Below are 19460 nucleotides of genomic sequence, written 5' to 3' on the forward strand. Positions count from 1 at the left end.
TTCACTTGTGAAACGGCTTCTACATTTTTTCTTTAATCTAAGAAATTATTTTTGAAGATCTTCCATTTTCTGCGTGGCTGCCATAGAAACCATCAGATCATTGAGTAAATTACTGGCTGAACTTGGTGAGTTCGGCAACAAGACCAAACTGCTCTTGTTACTGGATCCGATTGCTTGGAGCGTATCATAATGCTGGGTAACCACGATTAAAGCAGACGCTTCCTGCGCATTGATATTTGCATCGTTGAGCATTTTCACAGATTCTTCTAAGCCTTTTGCAATTTCTCTTCGCTGGTCTGCAATACCTTGACCTTGAAGTTTTTTCGATTCTGCTTCTGCTTTTGCAACAGCTACAATTCTAATTTTCTGGGCTTCAGATTCGTATTCTGCGGCAGTTTTTTCACGTTCGGCAGCATTAATTCTGTTCATCGCATGTTTCACTTGTTCATCTGGATCAATATCCGTTACCAAAGCTTTGATAATATCGTAACCATAACTTTGCATGGCTTCCTGTAATTCGCTTTTTACCGCAATGGCGACATCATCTTTTCGTACAAATACATCATCCAATTTCAACTTTGGAACTTCAGCTCTTACCACATCAAAAACGTAGGAGGTAATCTGATTTTCCGGATTTTCTAATCGATAAAATGAATCTGCCACTTGCGCTTCAATAACTTGATATTGTACAGAAACTTTCATTCGTACAAAAACATTATCCAAAGTTTTGGTATCAATAATTACATCCAACTGTTGAATCCGCAAATTCATTCTTTTGGCTACTTGGTCGATAAAAGGAATTTTTAAGTGCAGACCAGATTGGCGCACGACGTGAAATTTTCCTAAACGTTCTACAATCGCCGCTGTCGCCTGCTTCACTGTAAAAAATGAGGCAAATAAAACAACAAGGCCGAAAAAGATAATAAATCCTAAATAAGTCATAGGTCTTTTTTTTATGGTTTTTGTTAAATCATTTTGATTTCGGATAAAGATAATTAAAATTTGTCGATTTTACATGGTCATTCCAATATCAATTCCTTTGATCTTTCGGTATAAATCGGTAGCGAAATTATCGGTCATTCCGGAGACAAAATCAATCACGCCAAGAACCTTCTGATAATCGCTTCCCTCTTCATAAAGAAACTGTTTGGGCAATAGTTTTAAGGCCATTTTATCATATGATTTACGGGCATATTTTTCTGTTAAAATTGGGGGTATAAAGTGATTCAATAATTCATACATGACATTAAAACCAGCGTTTTCGATTTCGACCACATTTTTCTGATTGTAGATTTTTTCAATGGAAAAATTTTCAATTTCCTGCAAAGAGGGATTGTCGGTTTTATAAATATCCAAAAGCGCTTTATCTAAAGTTCCTGCTAAAATATCATCAAACTGTTCTTGGTAAATCTGGATCGATTTATTTATTAAAGCATTAATCACCTTCGCTCTTAAATAAGAAATTCTTTCGTTCGCATTGGTCAGAATGGCGAGTTTATCTTCCACTCTTTTTGTGTTCTGATTCTCTGATTTGATCAGGTCAAAAAATAGGTTTTCACAATCATTGGTCGACACAATTCCCAAGCGGTGCGCATCTTCCATATCGATAATATTATAGCAAATATCATCTGCCGCTTCAACCAACCATACAAAAGGATGTCTCTTAAAAATCATTGGATCCTCACTTTCCTGCGACAGATGAACCGATTTTGCAATATTTAAAAAGGTTTCTTTTTCATTCTGAAAAAAACCAAATTTCTTACGGTGAATGATGCCTTTTTTCTTAGCGATTGCCTCGCAGGGATATTTAGCAATACTTGCTAGCGTTGTATAAGTGAGTTGCGTACCACCTTCATCTTTGCCAGTTTGCTGATGTGTTAAAACTCGGATGGCATTCGCATTTCCTTCAAAATTCACCAAATCTGCCCATTCTTTTTCATTGAATTTCGCCTTTAAATCTTTCTCATTTTTTTCAAAATAACTGGCGATTGCATCTTCACCGGAATGTCCGAAAGCTGGGTTTCCAACATCATGGCACAAACATGCGGCGGCGATTACATTGTGTAAATTATGCTGATAAAAATTCTGAGCATTTTCATCAAGATCATTTTTATAATTATTAAAAATAAAATCTCCAACGGCACTTCCTAAACTTCGTCCAACGGAAGAAACTTCCAGAGAATGAGTTAAGCGGTTGTGCACAAAAACACTTCCCGGTAGTGGAAAAACCTGGGTCTTATTTTGTAATCTTCGGAAGGAAGCAGAAAAAATAATTCGGTCAAAATCCCGTTGAAAATCAGTTCGCGACGCCGAAGTTGCCGGGTGATTGCCGGTTCGCTGATGGGTAAAAAGGCTGTTTAAAATCATAATACTTTCCCAAAAATAAGTCTTAAATTTAACTAATAAAAGTTTTTAATATGAAAGTTTATTTTTTACTGGTGCCTTTGCTTATTTTGTCATGCGAGAAAAAATCAGAAAGTGGCGAAAAAGCCCAATTGAGCACCGAACAACAATGCTTTATTTTGAATGAAGGTGCTAATTTTGATGAGATTGTAAAGCCCGTGCCACATCCTACGCATGCAGAGATTCTTAAAAATCTGCCCGCTCACATTCACATGAAATCGCTTACTGACTTTAAAAAATTTAATTATGATTTAAAAATAACGGAAGCATTGCAATCAGCTGAAGATAAATACTTCGGTTCTGAAGAATATCAACAAAAATTTGGCGAGTGGATTGCTGCTTTACCTGAATTTAAATATTTATCCGTTCAGGATCAGTACGCTTTAGCAAAAAATAAGTATGGCTTATGGCTGGTTGAAAAAAACAAAGGCGATTTTAAACCTTACTTTTTAGGATTAACTCAGAACGTTTATCTTACCGAGTTTTATGGAAAAGATCAAAAATTCTTGGATAATAATCAATTTTCGATGAAGGGAACACTGGTTGATATTCAAAGATTGTCGCGCATTCCAATGCTGCCGAAATATGATGTTATTAAAGAGGGTGTTCAGTTTACAATCAATCTGGAAGATATAAAGAAAGACAGTGACCAAGATGGTTTCAATGACCTTTTTGAAAAATTCATCGGTTTAAACTCAGAGGCAGCTGATACCGATGGAGATGGTATCGCAGATTTTATAGATCCGAATCCTAAGTTTAAATCTGGTACCGATAAGTTTACAGTTATGTATGAAACTTTGGTTGACCATCCAAAACCGCCGACCAAATACTCTTTTGTAGAAATCCTTACCAATTGCGATTATTTTCAAGCCATCAATCCCAAACATATAAAAGTTTTGGTGTACAATACCGCAGAACAAGCACCGATTAAAGAAGATGTACTTGACCATTTCTTCCCGGGGAAATACAGTAAAATGAAAAGTTATAAAGGTTATCCTGAGGTCTATTTCACAGATTTTTCTGATGAAACTGGCGACGGAACAATCTCTGCAGAATTTGTAAATGGCAAATGGAAATTTGATAAAAAATACACTTTAACTTTCGGGATGTAATTTATTTCATCCTTATAAAGCCTGCTTAAGTTTGCCCAAAAAAGAGAACTTTTCTTTTTCCCCAAGCCTAAACGGGCAGGAAATTTCTTTAAAATTAATCAAAATAAGTTCTAAAATTATTTTAGTAGAGAACTTTTTAAACAAAAAAATTCCTGAAGATAATCTTCAGGAATTTAAATTTTATGCAAATTTGATTACATATAACTTTCAATCGGAGCGCACGTACACACCAGATTTCGGTCTCCATAAGCCTCATCAACCCGAGAAACGGAGGCGAAGAATTTACGGTCTCGAACCCATTCCAAGGGATAGGCAGCTTTTTCACGGCTGTATGGTCGATCCCAATCATCTGCAATGACGACCTGTTCGGTATGAGGTGCATTTTTAAGAACATTATTGACCGTGTCAAATTTCCCATCAGCGATTTCATCAATTTCTCTTTTAATTGAAATCAATGCTTCTGCGAAACGATCCAATTCTTCTTTGTTTTCAGATTCCGTAGGTTCGATCATCAAGGTTCCTGCCACAGGGAAACTCACTGTTGGAGCGTGGTAACCATAATCCATCAAACGTTTTGCAACATCTGCAACTTCAATTCCCAGGGGTTTAAACTGGCGGAAATCAATGATACATTCGTGGGCAACTCTTCCTTTTCTGTTTGAGTACAACACTGGGAAATGTTCACCTAAAACTTCTTTTAAATAATTGGCATTAAGAATAGCATGACCCGTCGATTTTTTCAAACCAAAGGTTCCGAGCATTTTCACGTAAGCGTAAGAAATATTTAAGACCAATGAGGAGCCGTAAGGCGCACCAGAAATGGCCTCAATTGATTCTTTTGTTCCGATTTTAATATTGGGATTGCTCGGCAAAAACTTAACCAAATGTTCTGCCACACAGATTGGGCCAACACCAGGGCCACCGCCACCATGTGGAATAGCAAAGGTTTTGTGCAAGTTCAAGTGACATACATCTGCGCCAATATTACCAGGCGAGGTGTAGCCTACTTGTGCATTCATATTCGCCCCGTCCATATAAATTTGTCCACCATGGGAGTGAATTAAATCGGTAATTTCAATGATATTATCATCAAAAAAACCGTAGGTTGACGGATAGGTAATCATCACTGCAGCAAGATTGTTGCTATGCAATTCGGCTTTTGCTTTTAGATCTTCGAAATCGATTTCACCACTTTCAAGATTTTTCACCACCACCACTTTCATCCCTGCAATGACGGCTGAAGCAGGATTCGTTCCATGTGCAGATTGCGGAATCAAAGCAATATTACGATGCCCTTCGCCACGGGATTTATGATATTCACGAATTACCATTAACCCTGCATATTCCCCCTGTGCGCCAGAGTTGGGTTGCAAAGATGTTCCTGCAAAACCTGTGATTTCTGCTAAATCCTTTTCTAATTCTTTAATTAAAATCTGATAGCCGCCTGCTTGTTCGGTTGGTACAAATGGATGCACGCTGCCCCATTCAGCCCACGACAAAGGCAACATTTGCGTAGCTGCATTGAGTTTCATGGTGCAAGAACCAAGAGAAATCATAGAATGAGTCAATGAAAGATCTTTTCTTTCTAAACGCTTGATATAGCGCATCAACTCTGTTTCTGTATGGTATTTGTTGAAAACTTCTTCTTTAAGGATTTCATCTGTTCTTAAAAATTCCTGTGGAATCTGAACTTCATCTTTAAAAATTAATTTAAAACTTTGCTTATCTAAAAAGCCAGCAAAAGCATCAAAAAGATATTGAACTTTGGCTTCCGTTGAAGATTCATTTAAAGAAATACTGACGATTCCTTCAGAGAAATAATTCAGATTAATTTTTCGATCGCGCATCACTCGGATGAGTCTGATCTTATCTTCTTCATGAATTCTAAATTTCACCGTATCAAATATTGATTCTTCCACCATATCATAGCCCAACATGGACAGGCCATTTCGCAAAGCAATTGCTTTGAAGTGAATTTGATCTGCGATGAAATTCAATCCTTGTGGCCCATGATATACGGCATACATTCCTGCCATTACGGCTAAAAGAACCTGCGCTGTACAGATATTTGAAGTTGCTTTTTCTCTTTTAATGTGTTGCTCTCTGGTTTGCAGTGCCATTCTAAGCGCTCTTTTCCCATAAGCATCTTGGGAAACTCCGATAATTCTGCCTGGAAGATCACGTTTGTATTCGTCTTTACAAGCGAAAAAAGCAGCATGAGGACCGCCATAACCCATCGGAATCCCAAATCTTTGGGTGGTTCCAACCGCACAATCGGCACCCATATCCGCTGGTGATTTTAATTTCACCAACGCCATAGGATCACAGGCTACAACAACCTGTAATTCAAATTCTTTATAATATTGTATGTTTTCTGAATAGTCGATAATAATCCCGTTTTTACCAGGATATTGTAAAAGGATGCCGAAATACGAATCATTAAACTGATGCGTTTTGTGATTTCCGATGATTACATCGATTCCTAGGCCTTCTGCTTTGGTTTTTAAAACTGCAATGGTTTGCGGAAATACCAAATCGGAGACGAAAAATTTCTGAGAGCCGGCTTTTTTCTGCGTTTTCGTTCTGCTTTCAAAGAACATGTGCATGGCTTCGGCAGCAGCTGTAGATTCATCTAATAGCGATGCATTTGCCAATTCAAATCCGGTTAGATCACAAATAACTGTTTGGAAATTTAATAATGCTTCTAATCTCCCTTGTGCTATTTCTGCTTGGTAAGGCGTATAGGCGGTATACCAAGATGGATTTTCTAAAATATTCCGTTGGATGACACTGGGCAAAATGGTATTGTGATAGCCGAATCCGATATAGTTATCGAACATTAGATTTTTTGCAGCCAACTCTTTGGAATGGGCTAACATTTCTTGCTCCGAAAGTGGCTCTGAAATATTGAGTTCCTCTCTTAGTCGAATCGAATCTGGAATGGTTTGACCAATTAGTTCTTCCATACTCGCAACGCCAACTTTCTCTAACATTGCTTGTGTATCGGCTTGATTCAAGGAAATGTGGCGATTTACAAATTGTGTGGTATTCATATATTTTTACTAGATTATTTCTGAAATATAGGTTCGTAAAAATACAAATTTTTAAGCATTGTCGCAATTGACAAATCTCATTTAATTCTAATCAAAAACTTTAAAAAAAATAAAAACTTTTATCATTGACAGGAAGAGAAAACCCGTAATAATCTCACCTTAAAATATTTAGCAAAAAATAACACTCTTATTTTGATTTATTCTAAATTAAATTTATATTTGCAAGATGAATGGTCAGATTATCCCTTTTAAAGTATTGCCGCTAAGGCCGTTTAATGAAATCAATGAGGAAATAGCATGTGGCAAGAAGAATTGCTGTAAAAAATTTAAGAAAGGAAAAAGGTGCAAGAAATGCCCTGGAAGGCTTAAATTGGTTTGAATTCTAGCGTGTTTTAGCGGCTTTGAAATATCGCCAATAAAATAACAAGAATAAAAATAATGAATAATCCTATTCTCACAACTCTCGGAATTCCATGTGGATTTGAAAGAGTACGCTTTTCGGTTTTGAAAAGATTTTCTACCTCACTTCGAAATTCGTCGTTTTTATTTTCAAAAATTTCGGTAATCGTAATTCCTTGAACAACGGTTTTATTCAGTAACGAATTGGTCACATGCAATAACAACTGAAATTGGCCGTCTTTAAATTCTGTAATTCGAATTATTTTTTCACCATATCCCTTTTGCAAGCCAAAGGGTAACACTTTAACAATATCTGCATTTTGCGTTTGCCAAGTAATGATGACTTCTTCACCTTTTTGCACCCGAACTTTATTTGCAGAAAACGATTTGATGGACGGTGGTAAATTGGGTCGATAACTTCGGTTTTGGTGACTTAAATTATCATCATAAATTCTTCTTTTCTCCGTATTAATCAATATTTCGTAGGCTTCTTGAATTTCAATGAAACGGGTTTCAAAAAAATCATCATCGGGATTTTTATCGGGATGGTATTTCAATGATAATTTGCGATACGCCTTTTTAATGTCTTCTTCAGAAGCATTTTCATTAACACCGAGAAAATAATAATAGTTTTTCATTCGAATCAAGAAGGGAATTCGGAGTTGCGTTATTGGAACGGCAAAAGTAAGAAATTAAAAGTTTTTACTGCTGACAATTTAAGATAAATAAATCCCAAAAAACCAAGTCCACACCATTAGAATTATTTGCATGGGAAGTCTTTCTTTATACAAATAAGCCATACCAGGACCGGTAAAATCAGCTTTAAAAAGATTGATCCTTTTCTTGGAGGAATTGATATTTGCAAAAAAGATGATTATAAAAAAGAAAATTAATACCACCGCGGTATTTTCTCGCAGAGCTGGAATCATCAAGCCAACTCCGGCTGCTATTTCTAAAACTCCGGTAAAATAAACCAAGAATATTTTGGCGGGAAAGATTTCCGGAATCATCATCGCCATTCCTTGTTGATATTTAAAATGGGCCAAACCTGTGAAAATGATAAAAACCGCCAGTGCTAAATTCCCTGAAAATACAAAATTCCAAAAACCTTCTATAAGTCGGGTCGCCACCAATGATAAAATAAACGTGACCGCAATGATTGATAAGAGTTTCATATTTTTTCTGCCAGATTTTTGAGCAGCTCAAACCCTCTATTAAACCCCTTTGTCATCTCTACCTTATGCGCACCATCACTATGAACTATTGCACGAAGTTCCGTTATATTTTCGTCAATAGCACGTAGAAAGTATTTTTCTTCGGCGCCACTCCATTCTTTCACTTCTTTAGTTTCGGTATCTTCTACTCCATTTTTCACCAATCCTAAATGGGAGAAAATAACTTCAAAAGGTTCATTTAAGCTTTTGATGGTAGAGACCATTCCCTCTCCTTCTTCATTGGTAAAGTAGGTTTTACCCCCAATTTTCCAATCAGATTTCATCATTGAACCAGAGGCGAAAAATTGAGTCCAAAGTGAATAGCTTTCGGGAGACCAAAGCAAATCCCAAACTTTCTGAATGGGCGCGTTGATCTGAATTTCATAATTTAAAGTTTCCATAATAAAGTTTTAAAATAGTTAAGCGATTGATTTCAAAGAGATTTAATCCATAGAAATTTACGAATTATAGGCCGATTCTAAGTCGGAAATTTCTATCTTTTGCATACTCATCATGGCTTCTACAACTTTTTGTGCTTTCTGTGGCTGGTCAAAATCATTCATCAATTCTAACAATCTTTTAGGAACAATTTGCCAGCTGACACCAAATTGATCTTTCAACCAGCCACACATTGACGCTCTGCCGCCAGCAGCAAGAAGTGAATTCCATAAGTGATTGGTTTGGATTTGATCATCGGTCATAACGACGATCGAAATTCCTTCATTGAAATCAAAGGGATGATCGTAGGAATTATCCAAGCAAAAAAATGTATATTGATCGATTTCAAATTGAGCATGTTGCACATTTTCAGCGTCTTCATGGGTTTCATTTCCCAGACCTGCACCATATTTTAATACCCTGCCAATTTTAGATTGCGGAAAAATAGAAGTGTAAAATTCCATCGCCTTTTGGGCTTTCCCATTATTTTGATGAATAAACATTAAGGTCGGAATTATTTTTTGTTCCCCTTGTTTTTCACCAAGATAAACTTGCCAGGTTACCCCGAATTGGTCCCTAACCCAACCGTACATTTTTGACCAAGCGTATTCACCCAAATCCATTAAAACAATTCCATTTTTGCTCAGCTGAGTCCAATATTTCAGAACCTCATCTTCGTGTTCACAAAGAACCATAAAAGAGATGGAGGCGTTTTTTTCGAACTGTGGCCCGGCGTTGAGAAACATTAGTTTTTGCCCGAATAACTCCAGATTTAAAACAACAGGGGTATCTGCAGTAATTTTTCCGCCGAAGGTTTCGCAGTAAAAATCCGCAGCCTCCTTGCCATCGCCATTAAACCAAAGACAGGGAAATATAGTATTGTTCATATTTTTCAATTAGATTATGTAAATACTTATCGAATTTGCGACAAATATTTCAGTCACGCACGACAAAGATTTACTTATATTCATGCTATTTTTTAAATTGTTCGGTATGCAATTAAGAACCTGTTTAAATTTGCTTTAAAAAAGAAATTTTCTTTTTCCACAACTCAAAAGGGTGTAAATTTCTTAAAAATACCTCAACTTTAAACCCTTTACGGATTGGGGAAATTAATTTTGATGAATTTTAAACAAGCTTTAAGGCTCATTGAAATTAAAAAACAGCATTAAAAAACGCTGTTAAATGGATTAATTATTCTCGACGTATTTATGAAAACGATCCAGAATTGCGTAGTACCCTACTCGTTGCATTTCTCTGGAATATTGTTGTTCCGGCTCGAAAACCTCTATAATTTCAGTGGTATTTTCATCGATTTCTTTAAAATAGACTTCAATGGTTCTGCCATCTTTTAGAATACTTTTCACGTATTCTTTATCTCTAATTTCCACAATGTCACCCGCAAAGTTATATCCGAAGCTTTTGTCTTTATATTCTAACCGATAATCAAATGATCCTCCTTCACGAAAATCAATATCGGCATTGGTGCAATGCCAATTTGGTGTGGTGAAATTCCATTTTACAATATGCTTTGGATTGTAAAAATAATCCCAAACTTTTTGAATGGGTTTTAAAATTGTAATGTTAATCGTTATCGGCTCCATAGATTATTTTTTATAAAAATACGGAATAATTTTCATATTTGTGAGGACGGTGTAAACGCACTGGTTATTTATTTATTTTTTGCTAAAAATTCTGCTAAATTATGAGCCTATTTAAATTTGCTTTCAAATAAAATTTCTTTTTCCCCAAAACTAAAGGGTGGAAAATTATTTAGAAATTCATCTTAAAAAAAAATTCTTGCCAGTTTTGTATTACTAACAAGAATTCCATCAATTATTATATAATTATTTTAGAGCCTCTAATGCCTTTTCGTAGTTGGGTTCTTGTGCGATTTCTGGTACTTGTTCTGTATACAGAACTTTTCCGTTTTCATCGGCCACAATAACTGCTCTACTCAACAATCCCTGCATGGGTGAATCCTTGATTGTAACGCCATAATCCTCACCAAAAGTCCCACGGAAGTCTGATAAGCTCACTACATTATCTAGACCTTCAGCAGCACAAAAACGTTTAAGTGCAAAAGGCAAATCTCTGGAAACATTGATCACCACAGCATCTTTGTATTTGGCAGCTTCTTCATTAAACTTCCTTGCAGAAGCGGCACACACGCCCGTATCAATGCTTGGGAAAATATTAAATACTTTTTTCTTGGAAGAAAAATCCTGATTCGATTTGGTTTTCAATTCCTCATCAATTAATTCAAAAGTTTTTACTGTACTTCCTACTTCAGGTAAATTCCCGCTGGTTTGAACGGGATTACCGTGCAATGTAATATCTGCCATAATTGTATTTATTTATATTGATTCAAAATTAGGAAAAATAAAATCATTGAGGAAAAATTGAAAGTTAAATTAATCTTAATATTGAGGAGTTTAAAAAATTAACCGATCACTCTTCTACAATGTTCGATATTTCTAAAATCTTTAGTAAATCTATTGCAGTCATATAGCCTGTGTGTTGGAAAACAATTTCATGCTTGGGATTTAACAATACTAAAGTAGGATAAGAAACTTGCCCAGCGGAACTTCCTAAGGCCAGTGCTAATTCATGATACCCAGTTTTGACGCCCGTTGGCTGGTAAGTAAAAACAGCATCAGCAAATGCAATAGTCGATTTTTCTTCCCCATTAAGCGCTACGAAATAAAATTTTTCTTTTAATAAATCCTGCACTTTATTATTTTTAAAGGTTGAATTTTGCATGGTTTTACAGTACGAACACCAATCGGTATGAAGAAAAACAAGGAGATTTCTCTTTTCAGTCTTTTGAAGATTTTCTACATTTTCAAGAGGATGAATTTTTGATTGCGAAAAACCCCGCATCAAAGTTCCTATAAAAAAAAGTGTAAAAAATAAGGTTAGCGGTTTCATCGAATTATTTTAAAGTAAATTTCAGCCCAAGAAAACCACGTATCCCCTGATTTGGAGCATATACGTAATTGGGATCAAAAGTTAGTGCGTACGGGTTTTCTGGCGTTGCCACGGCTTGGCCATCAGCATCAAATTGTACTTGTTTATCAAACGGATCATGTGCTCTTGAAATAAGAAACGGATTTCCTTTAGTCGGCGTCCAGTTTAAAATGTTTTTCACACCAGCATAGATTTCAAAGTTCTTAAAACCATCAAAAGTAAACTGAATATTTTGAATACTCCACCAGGGCGAATACGGTTTTCTAGGATCTAAATCTCCTAACAAAGGTAAACGCATGGGCCCATAAATGTTTCCGGTATAATCAATCACCATTTTCCACGGCCGTATTATATAGGAAACCGCCCAGGTTCCTGTGAAATTTTCTGTTAAGATCTGATGTTCAGTAAATCCGTCGGAGGTAAGTGTATTTTCCATGATTGTACCACCCAAAATAACCTTTAACCCGTTTGCAAAATTAAAGTCAGAATTTAGACTGACTCCTCTACTGACTGCGAAACCATCAATATTATCATAAATAATTTGCACTGTATTGGTTTCGTAATCGGGCACAATTCTATAGGTAAAATAAGTATAAAAAGCACTCGCATCTAAAGTAATATTGGAGCCTGAACCGAAATACATTTTTTTAATGTAGTTAAGATTGGCATTATATGATTTTTCTGGTTTCAAATCAGTTAAAACCACCACCTCTCGCGCACCGGTTAAAGCAGCATGATCTTCTGTGAAGAGGTTTACCACGCGGAATCCGGTGCCCGCATTGAGTCTTAAAATATTATTTTGATTGATGGACCATTTATAAGCCAGACGAGGAGTAAAGATATTTCCATGAATCGTATTATAATCATAGCGAAAACCCAAAAGTAATTTATGATGCGCTGTTAAATTAATTTCATCCTGAAAAAAGATTCCTGGAAGAACTATTTTCTCGGAATCGTTTTCGCCTGAAATACTTGAAGTTCCCACCGTATTATCATCATAAAAGGTATATCGCAACGCGGCACCCAATAGCAAATCGTGTAATCCTGCTTTTTTATCCCACGTCAACTGACCGAAACCAATTTTCTGCGTAGCGATATAAGAAGTTTCCCCATAACGGCTGTCCTGTTCGTGATTTACGAATGAGAATCCTAAAAATAGGTTCTCTTTTACAGGAAGTTGATAATTTCCAAAAACCTCAACACGGTTGGTATAGATGCTTTCACCATAAATTTCATCACCACCTCGGAACGATTTATTCCAGCGCATATCCCCGCCCCAACGGTCTTCATACATATATCTAGCAGCTACGGAAAACAGTCGGTTTTCTTTTCGGTGGAAATTCCATTTTTGGAAAACAGAAATTCGGTCTTGCAAGGTAATGTCTGTGAAATTATCATGATTATCATCAATTTTGTTTTGGTAATTAAAGTAGTTAATTCCGGTGAGGACTTTTGCTTTCTTTCCTGCACTAAACTTAAAACCTAGATCTAAATTATATTCTCCCCAAGTGGTCGAAAAAAGATCAGCACTAAATAAGGGAGCATTCTGAGGATTTTTCGTAATCACATTGATCAAACCACCCACTGCTTCACTACCGTAAAGTGAAGATGCAGGCCCTTTGACAATTTCAATTCTTTCTACCAATGAATTTGGAATGCCAGCCAAACCATATACGGTTCCGAGTGAACTTACAATCGGCATTCCATCAATCAAAATCATGGTGTAAGGACCTTCTAAACCATTGATGTGAATATCGCCTGTGGAGCAGATATTACAATTCAACTGTGGTCGTACCCCATTTACATTTTGCAAGGCATCAAAAATACTGGGTGTCGGGTTTTTCTTAAAATAAGCGGGCGCATATACTTCTACCGCAACCGGACTATCTGATCTTCGCACTGATTTTAAAGTTCCGGTGACGACTACATCTTCAATATCAGCACCTCTGTCGAGCGGTTCTAAATTAATCTCAAAATTTAACTGATCCTCTTTCTTTAACAATATCTCTTTATAGAAAGCTTGAAAACCATCTACTTTTACGCTTAACTTATAGTGGTCAGGTGGGATTTCATCAAATCGGAAAACACCTAAGCTATCTGTAAATACAGCATATGGTGTTCCTTCTAAAGAAACATGAGCGGCAATTTTTGTTGTTCCCTCTCCATTAATTCTCCCCGAAATCGCAGCATTTTGACCAAAACTAAAATTTGCCATCAGCAAAAGTGCCCCAAACATTAATCCTTTTATCATTATATTTAAGTTATAAAGGCAAAACTACAAAAGTTAGCCTAATCTAACAAATAAAAAAAAGATCGAAATTAATTTTTAGTTTTCAATGACAAGATCGTATTGATCTAAAAGGCCGGAGATTGCCATCAGCGAGAATTTGGCTTTTTTTAGGCGGTTTTTTTCGGGATCGATAGAATAATTGTAGGCAGTGCGAAAATCTGCTTTATCTAAAATGCTGTTTATAAAAATAGATTGAGCAAGATCACATTGATCAAAAACAACTTGAGTCAGATTGGATTCTGAAAAATCGATTTCACGCAATTGGCAATCTTTAAAAATAGTTTTTTTGATATTCATTTGGAAAAAAGTCGAATGATTCACTTGGCAATTTTCGAAAGAAAACGAAAGTCCAAAATCGTTACAAGTCTCAAATTGCAGTCCGAGCATTTTACAGCCAATGAATTTCACCTCTCGCAATACCGTTCCGTGCAAAAGCGCCAAGCTGAAATTACACTCCTGAAATTCACAATCCAAAAATTTGAATTCACTGAGATTTGCTTCTTCAAAATTGCAATTTCTAAAAACACAGCTTTCATATTCTCCTTTAAGAAAAGAAGTATGGGTAAAATCTAGTTTGTTAAAATTTTGATTTTGTGAATTCTGTGACATTGATATTTCCTTATTTCAAATTATTTTTTCGGAGCGGTCTAGCAAGAATAGTCGCCAATTTATCAGGAGCTTTAAGGCAATTTACTTTTTCTTATTTAACGACTTGACCGTCTTCCCATAGACTTTTTCGAAGCTTTTGTCTTTGTTTACATTGATAATCCCTTCAGAAAAATAAGCAATAAATCTTGACGGATCAGCTTTGGTCTCATTTTAACAATCTCTCTGCTGCGCATCAAAAATTAAAACAGAGGCGTACATTTCCGTCCAATTCTCTTTGCCATCGCAATAAACGGTGTATAGATTTACATCATCATCAAAAAGCTTTACTTTTTCCCACACTAAAATAGGATGCCTTTCTGCAGACGGTTTAATTTCTTTGCTCCATTTCCCAAACCGTTCAAACATTACCTTTTTCGTATTCATCGCTGAACTTACAGCGTGAAAACGCAATTCATTTACAGCAATAGCACTATCTTTAAGCTGAATTTTTTCCAGCGTATAATTTAGGTACCCGTTTTCGAAAATTACGGGTGTATTAGGATTTGCTGTACTACGCGGAACTCCTACACCACTTATCTGACTGCTCCCATTTTTGGAATTATCTTGCGCTTTAGAATAAACCGTTACTAAAATTATCGCTAAAATAAAAAATTTGTTTTTCATTTTGATTTCGAAAATTAAAAATTAAAATTGATTATACTCGTCAATAAATAATTTGGTCATTGACTATAGTTCCACCGATTTTCTCCATCTTTTTTCACGCCACACCTTTTGCTCTTCTTTGGTTAAAAACGACCACGCGATAATCCGGCTTGATTTATTACCTGTTCCCATAGGAATGGTTTTAATTTGCACTACTTCAAGCGCATTCAATGCTTTATAAATTCCTTTTAGATTCGATTGTTTCGAGACCAAAGTCGAAAACCAAAAAAAGTTCTGCGCAAATTCCCGACTTTCGCTAATCATGTCGTGAATAAACTGAGACTCGCCACCCTCACAAATCAGTTCATTGCTTAGGCCAGCAAAGTTAAGTTCTGGTCGGACGGTTTTTTTACCAGCTAGATTTTTCACTTTACGGTGACTTCCTTTTTGCGCTTCCTCGGTCGAAGAATGAAAAGGTGGATTACACATTGAAAAATCAAATTTTTGATCATTATTGATTATTCCTTTAAAAAAATATTGTGAATCTTCCTGTAAGCGAATTTCTATTTTTCCTTCTAATATTGAATTTGAACTGACAATATTTTTGGCCGCCTCAATCGATTTCGGCTCAATATCAGTTCCGATAAAATCCCAACCGTAGGCGGAAACACCAATAATTGGGTAAATAGAACTGGCGCCAACACCTATATCTAGAACTTTAATGGTTTCACCAGAAGGCAATTCACCAAAATTACTTTGACTTAATAGATCAGCCATATAATGCAGATAATCAGCTCTGCCAGGAATGGGCGGACATAAATTCTCATCCGGAAAATCCCAGTTTTTAATATCGTAATAATGATTTAACAAGGCTTTGTTGAGTAATTTTACCGCTAAAGGATTGGCAAAATTAACCGATTCAACACCATATTTATTAATGGTTAGGTGTGCAGACAATTCAGGCACAGCGATTTTAAGCGCCTCTAAATCATAGCGCTCGCGGTTTATATTTCTTGGATGAAGTCTTATTTTTTCTGATGTATTTTTCTCTGTGGACATAACTTAGGGTATTTTTTGAAGGAGACCTAGCGTAACGCTACTGCAAAATTTCTTATTTGCAAAGAACGAAAAAAGTAGGTTGGAAACCTAACAAACTTCCTGCGTTCTTTATATTTCCACCATTATACCTTCGTTTGACAACGATTTTACTTTATTTAAAGTGGTCATTATAATTAAAGGCTATAGAAACAAAAATCATAGCGTACAAAATTTAATTGTAAGGAAATAGAAGTAAATTTAGCGGCTAATTTATTATTAAAATAAAAGATTTTTAATGGCTAAAAAACATTCAAATCGCTGGTTTATTGCGATGATGGGAACGCTTCTCCAGGTCATACTAGGAACGGTTTACGCTTGGAGTTTTTTTCAAAAACCCATCATGATTGCATATGGTTGGACCAACGTGCAAACAATGTGGATCTTCAGTATTGCCATTCTTTTTCTAGGGCTAGCTGCTGCTATTGGTGGAATGATTCTCCCCAAATATGGGCCTCGAAAACTGGCAACCTTTGGAGTCCTATTTTATGGATTAGGTTATTTGGTCAGCGCTTATGCAATGTCTATAAACAGTTTGCCGCTTTTCTATTTGGGCTTCGGTTTCATTGGTGGAATGGGGCTGGGTTTAGGTTATGTAACGCCAGTCGCAACTGTTTCCAAATGGTTTCCTGATAGAAAAGGACTGATTACCGGAATGGTTGTCATGGGATTTGGTTTGGGTGCTTTGGTGATGTCGAAAATTATTGCTCCTCTATTTATAAAAAGCGCTGAAGGAGATTTGATGCACGTATTTATTTACATTTCCGGTGTTATTTTGATTTTAGGAATTCCTGCCGCATGGTGTTTGAAGAATCCACCTCAAGGATTTGTTCCGAAAGGCTATGCGCCTCCGACAGCAAATAAAAACAATCAAGAAGTTGAAAATAATCTAACGGTTAGGAAGAGCTTACTTTCACCAAAATTTCTGGGCATGTGGTTGGTTTTTTTCTTTAATATATCAGCTGGAATTATGTTGATCAGTATGCAGTCGCCCATGATGCAGGATTTAATTTTGAGGGAAAACCCCACGATCAATACAGAATCTCTTGCTGCGACAGGTGCAACGCTCATTGCCATCAGTTCTTTGTTCAATGGTTTGGGTCGATTTCTATGGGGTGGACTTTCAGATTACCTCGGGCGAATCCAGGTTTTTCGACTGATTCTTGGCTCCCAAATAATCGTTTTCATCGTATTAATATTTACCAGCAATCCTTGGGTTTTTGGTGCCGTGGTTTGCTACATTCTGCTTTGTTATGGTGGTGGATTTGGCGCAATGCCTTCATTTATTCTCGATGTTTTTCACGAAAAATTGATGCCTGTTATTTATGGGATTATGCTCACCGCTTGGTCAATGGGCGGAATTGTCGGGCCACAAATCGCCGCATTTATTCGAGATTCTCACACCCAAAACCCGGAGCAAATCGGCTCCAGAACGTATCTGACAGGAATTGTTTTATTAGGAATCGGCTTTATTATCAGTTTAAGATTAAGCAACACCTCCATCATGAGCCAAAAAAAATAAAATTATAATACCTTATTCTCCTTATACGAAATCACTTTTTCTGGCAGCGACTATTTAAAAGATGAATTAAAATCGATTAAAAACAGCTCCTATTTGCCTAATTCTACCATATATTTAATGATTGCCAAGCGGGAATCTGACCTTGGATCTGTCACACTGGTGGAAGTAGGATAAATTTTAATGATATCCGGATGGTCTTTATTTAAAAAGCCCATATTTGCTTCACCACCAGTCATTAAGAAATCGGCGAGCGCGACGTGATAGTTTTTTTTAGGATCTATCGCAACTTCTTTTAAAGTCCAACCGCTTTTTTCTGGATGATAGTCCACTGCTGAAGAATATTGAAGGAATCCGCCGGAGCCTACATTATTTCTTCCGGCTTCTAAGACCTGAATGAGGAGACTTCCTTTCATATCAACTTCCATAATTGATCCGCCATAGGGCAAAGTTCGAATAATATCATATTCTGTCACCGGCATCTGAATGATATCATCCACCCGGATAGAACCGGAATTTAAAAGCACCACATCAGCGGTTGGCACCGCTTTTTCCATCGCAGCCACAGCAATTCGCGTCAAATTTGTTTTTCCACTTCTAATCATTTCTTCCCGGCCATCTAACGGTTCTCCTTCGTCCCGAATTATGCGCTGTGCATTAAATCCTAAGGCAGCAAAATTGGTATCACCGATGTCCATCCATTTTTTTACAATGAGTGCTGTTGCGGGATCTTGAGCGGTGGAACGATCCAACATCCGCAATTCTGGAACTACGGAGGTCGATTTATTTTTTACATCAATCGTTAAATAATTTACATATGCCGATTTAGCATTTGCATGCGCTTTGGTGATATAAATGTTACCCACTTTTTTGAATTGCATATCATGTTCATGTCCACCCATAATTAAGGACAAGCCTGGAACGCGCTGCGCCAAAATATGATCTTCGGCAACGGCGAGATGGGTAATTGCGACCACTGCGTCACAGGAATCTTTTAGCTGGTGGTATAATTTTTCTGCAACTTCAAATTCATCGGTATAGCTTACGTACTCTGCTTTATTGAACGGAAGAGTCAGCCCGATAAATCCAATTTTCGCCTTGGTGCCGTCTTGATCCTCCACATCTAAAATATAGGTTTGTGGAAAAGATTCCTTTCCTGCGGAATTGGTTTTTATAAAAGGTGCCACGCCCGATTGCGTTTTGTGAAACGTATTGGAGGCAATCCACGTAAAGGTGGATTCATTGATTCTATCTTGCAATTCGTCTTCTTTAATATCAAACTCGTGATTCCCAAAAACGGCAAAATCTAGACCTGCAGTATTTAATGATTCCACCATTTGTCGGCCTCTAATCCGTTTTCCTTCAAATTTTAAACTGTTGTAAACAGAGGGACTTAGAAAATCGCCCGCCATCACCATAAAAGTATTGGGATTTTTTGCCAATTCTTCTTTTTTTAAAGTAGCCACTCTGGCAACGCCGCCAATTTTGCCACCTTGGGTTGCCGCGATTTCGTAAACATCATTAATTTGGACAAATGTTACCGTAATTTTCCCATCATCAGTGGTTGATGGTGAAGCAGTTTTTACGGTTTTACAGGATGATAAAGTGAGCGCAAAAACCAAGGCATAAAATGGAATTCTCGTTTTCATTATGATAAGTTTAAGACACAAGTTATTACTAATTAACCAGTTCGGCAAATATATTTTGGGGTAAAGG

Annotated in this window: 17 protein-coding genes; 2 read left to right on the forward strand and 15 right to left on the reverse strand. The window is 36.7% G+C overall.

Annotated elements, in window-relative coordinates; translation table 11 throughout:
- Positions 1–45: 45 nt before the first annotated feature.
- On the reverse strand, positions 46–942 hold the full coding sequence (locus QWY78_RS08115) for an SPFH domain-containing protein (protein ID WP_290218501.1): 897 nt from the start codon (positions 940–942) through the stop codon (positions 46–48).
- A gap of 69 nt (positions 943–1011) precedes the next feature.
- Positions 1012–2367 carry a dGTP triphosphohydrolase gene (gene dgt, locus QWY78_RS08120; protein WP_290218503.1) on the reverse strand — a complete coding sequence of 452 codons (1356 nt, stop codon included), beginning with the start codon at positions 2365–2367 and terminating at the stop codon, positions 1012–1014.
- A gap of 50 nt (positions 2368–2417) precedes the next feature.
- Here dgt and QWY78_RS08125 point away from each other — a divergent pair, with 50 nt between their 5' ends.
- Complete coding sequence (locus QWY78_RS08125) at positions 2418–3515, forward strand: hypothetical protein (RefSeq protein ID WP_290218506.1); 1098 nt, start codon at positions 2418–2420, stop codon at positions 3513–3515.
- Between the two features lie 194 nt (positions 3516–3709).
- Here the strand turns inward: QWY78_RS08125 and gcvP are convergent, their stop codons facing one another.
- The 12 genes from gcvP to rlmF all read right to left on the reverse strand — a co-directional run bounded on the left by gcvP (position 3710) and on the right by rlmF (position 16189).
- Positions 3710–6568 (reverse strand): aminomethyl-transferring glycine dehydrogenase, encoded by a 2859-nt coding sequence (gene gcvP / locus QWY78_RS08130; protein WP_290218509.1) that lies wholly within the window; start codon positions 6566–6568, stop codon positions 3710–3712.
- Positions 6569–6960: 392 nt separating this feature from the next.
- A complete protein-coding gene (locus QWY78_RS08135; protein WP_290218512.1) occupies positions 6961–7605 on the reverse strand; it encodes a J domain-containing protein in 645 nt (214 codons plus the stop codon).
- 78 nt (positions 7606–7683) lie between these two features.
- Positions 7684–8142, reverse strand: coding sequence for a DoxX family protein (locus QWY78_RS08140; protein ID WP_290218514.1), 459 nt, complete (start codon positions 8140–8142; stop codon positions 7684–7686).
- The gene (locus QWY78_RS08145) at positions 8139–8582 is read right to left on the reverse strand and encodes an SRPBCC family protein (protein ID WP_290218517.1); all 444 of its coding nucleotides are present in this window, start codon (positions 8580–8582) and stop codon (positions 8139–8141) included. Before QWY78_RS08145 ends, QWY78_RS08140 begins: the two co-directional genes overlap by 4 nt.
- 57 nt (positions 8583–8639) lie before the next feature.
- Positions 8640–9506 (reverse strand): VOC family protein, encoded by an 867-nt coding sequence (locus QWY78_RS08150; RefSeq protein ID WP_290218520.1) that lies wholly within the window; start codon positions 9504–9506, stop codon positions 8640–8642.
- 303 nt (positions 9507–9809) lie between these two features.
- Positions 9810–10223 (reverse strand): SRPBCC domain-containing protein, encoded by a 414-nt coding sequence (locus QWY78_RS08155; protein ID WP_290218523.1) that lies wholly within the window; start codon positions 10221–10223, stop codon positions 9810–9812.
- A gap of 243 nt (positions 10224–10466) precedes the next feature.
- Complete coding sequence (tpx, locus tag QWY78_RS08160) at positions 10467–10964, reverse strand: thiol peroxidase (protein WP_290218525.1); 498 nt, start codon at positions 10962–10964, stop codon at positions 10467–10469.
- A gap of 106 nt (positions 10965–11070) precedes the next feature.
- On the reverse strand, positions 11071–11550 hold the full coding sequence (locus QWY78_RS08165) for a thioredoxin family protein (protein WP_290218528.1): 480 nt from the start codon (positions 11548–11550) through the stop codon (positions 11071–11073).
- A gap of 4 nt (positions 11551–11554) precedes the next feature.
- Positions 11555–13840 carry a TonB-dependent receptor gene (locus tag QWY78_RS08170; protein WP_290218530.1) on the reverse strand — a complete coding sequence of 762 codons (2286 nt, stop codon included), beginning with the start codon at positions 13838–13840 and terminating at the stop codon, positions 11555–11557.
- A gap of 75 nt (positions 13841–13915) precedes the next feature.
- Positions 13916–14488, reverse strand: a complete 573-nt coding sequence (locus tag QWY78_RS08175; RefSeq protein ID WP_290218532.1) for a pentapeptide repeat-containing protein — start codon at positions 14486–14488, stop codon at positions 13916–13918.
- 210 nt (positions 14489–14698) lie between these two features.
- Complete coding sequence (locus QWY78_RS08180) at positions 14699–15151, reverse strand: hypothetical protein (RefSeq protein WP_290218536.1); 453 nt, start codon at positions 15149–15151, stop codon at positions 14699–14701.
- Between the two features lie 63 nt (positions 15152–15214).
- A complete protein-coding gene (rlmF, locus tag QWY78_RS08185; RefSeq protein WP_290218538.1) occupies positions 15215–16189 on the reverse strand; it encodes a 23S rRNA (adenine(1618)-N(6))-methyltransferase RlmF in 975 nt (324 codons plus the stop codon).
- Between the two features lie 274 nt (positions 16190–16463).
- Between rlmF and QWY78_RS08190 the strand changes: the two genes are divergently transcribed.
- A complete protein-coding gene (locus tag QWY78_RS08190) occupies positions 16464–17747 on the forward strand; it encodes an L-lactate MFS transporter (protein WP_290218541.1) in 1284 nt (427 codons plus the stop codon).
- Between the two features lie 89 nt (positions 17748–17836).
- Here the strand turns inward: QWY78_RS08190 and QWY78_RS08195 are convergent, their stop codons facing one another.
- Positions 17837–19393 (reverse strand): bifunctional metallophosphatase/5'-nucleotidase, encoded by a 1557-nt coding sequence (locus QWY78_RS08195; RefSeq protein WP_290218544.1) that lies wholly within the window; start codon positions 19391–19393, stop codon positions 17837–17839.
- Positions 19394–19460: the final 67 nt, after the last annotated feature.

Source organism: Kaistella yonginensis (assembly GCF_030409525.1).
Lineage (GTDB): Bacteria > Bacteroidota > Bacteroidia > Flavobacteriales > Weeksellaceae > Kaistella > Kaistella yonginensis.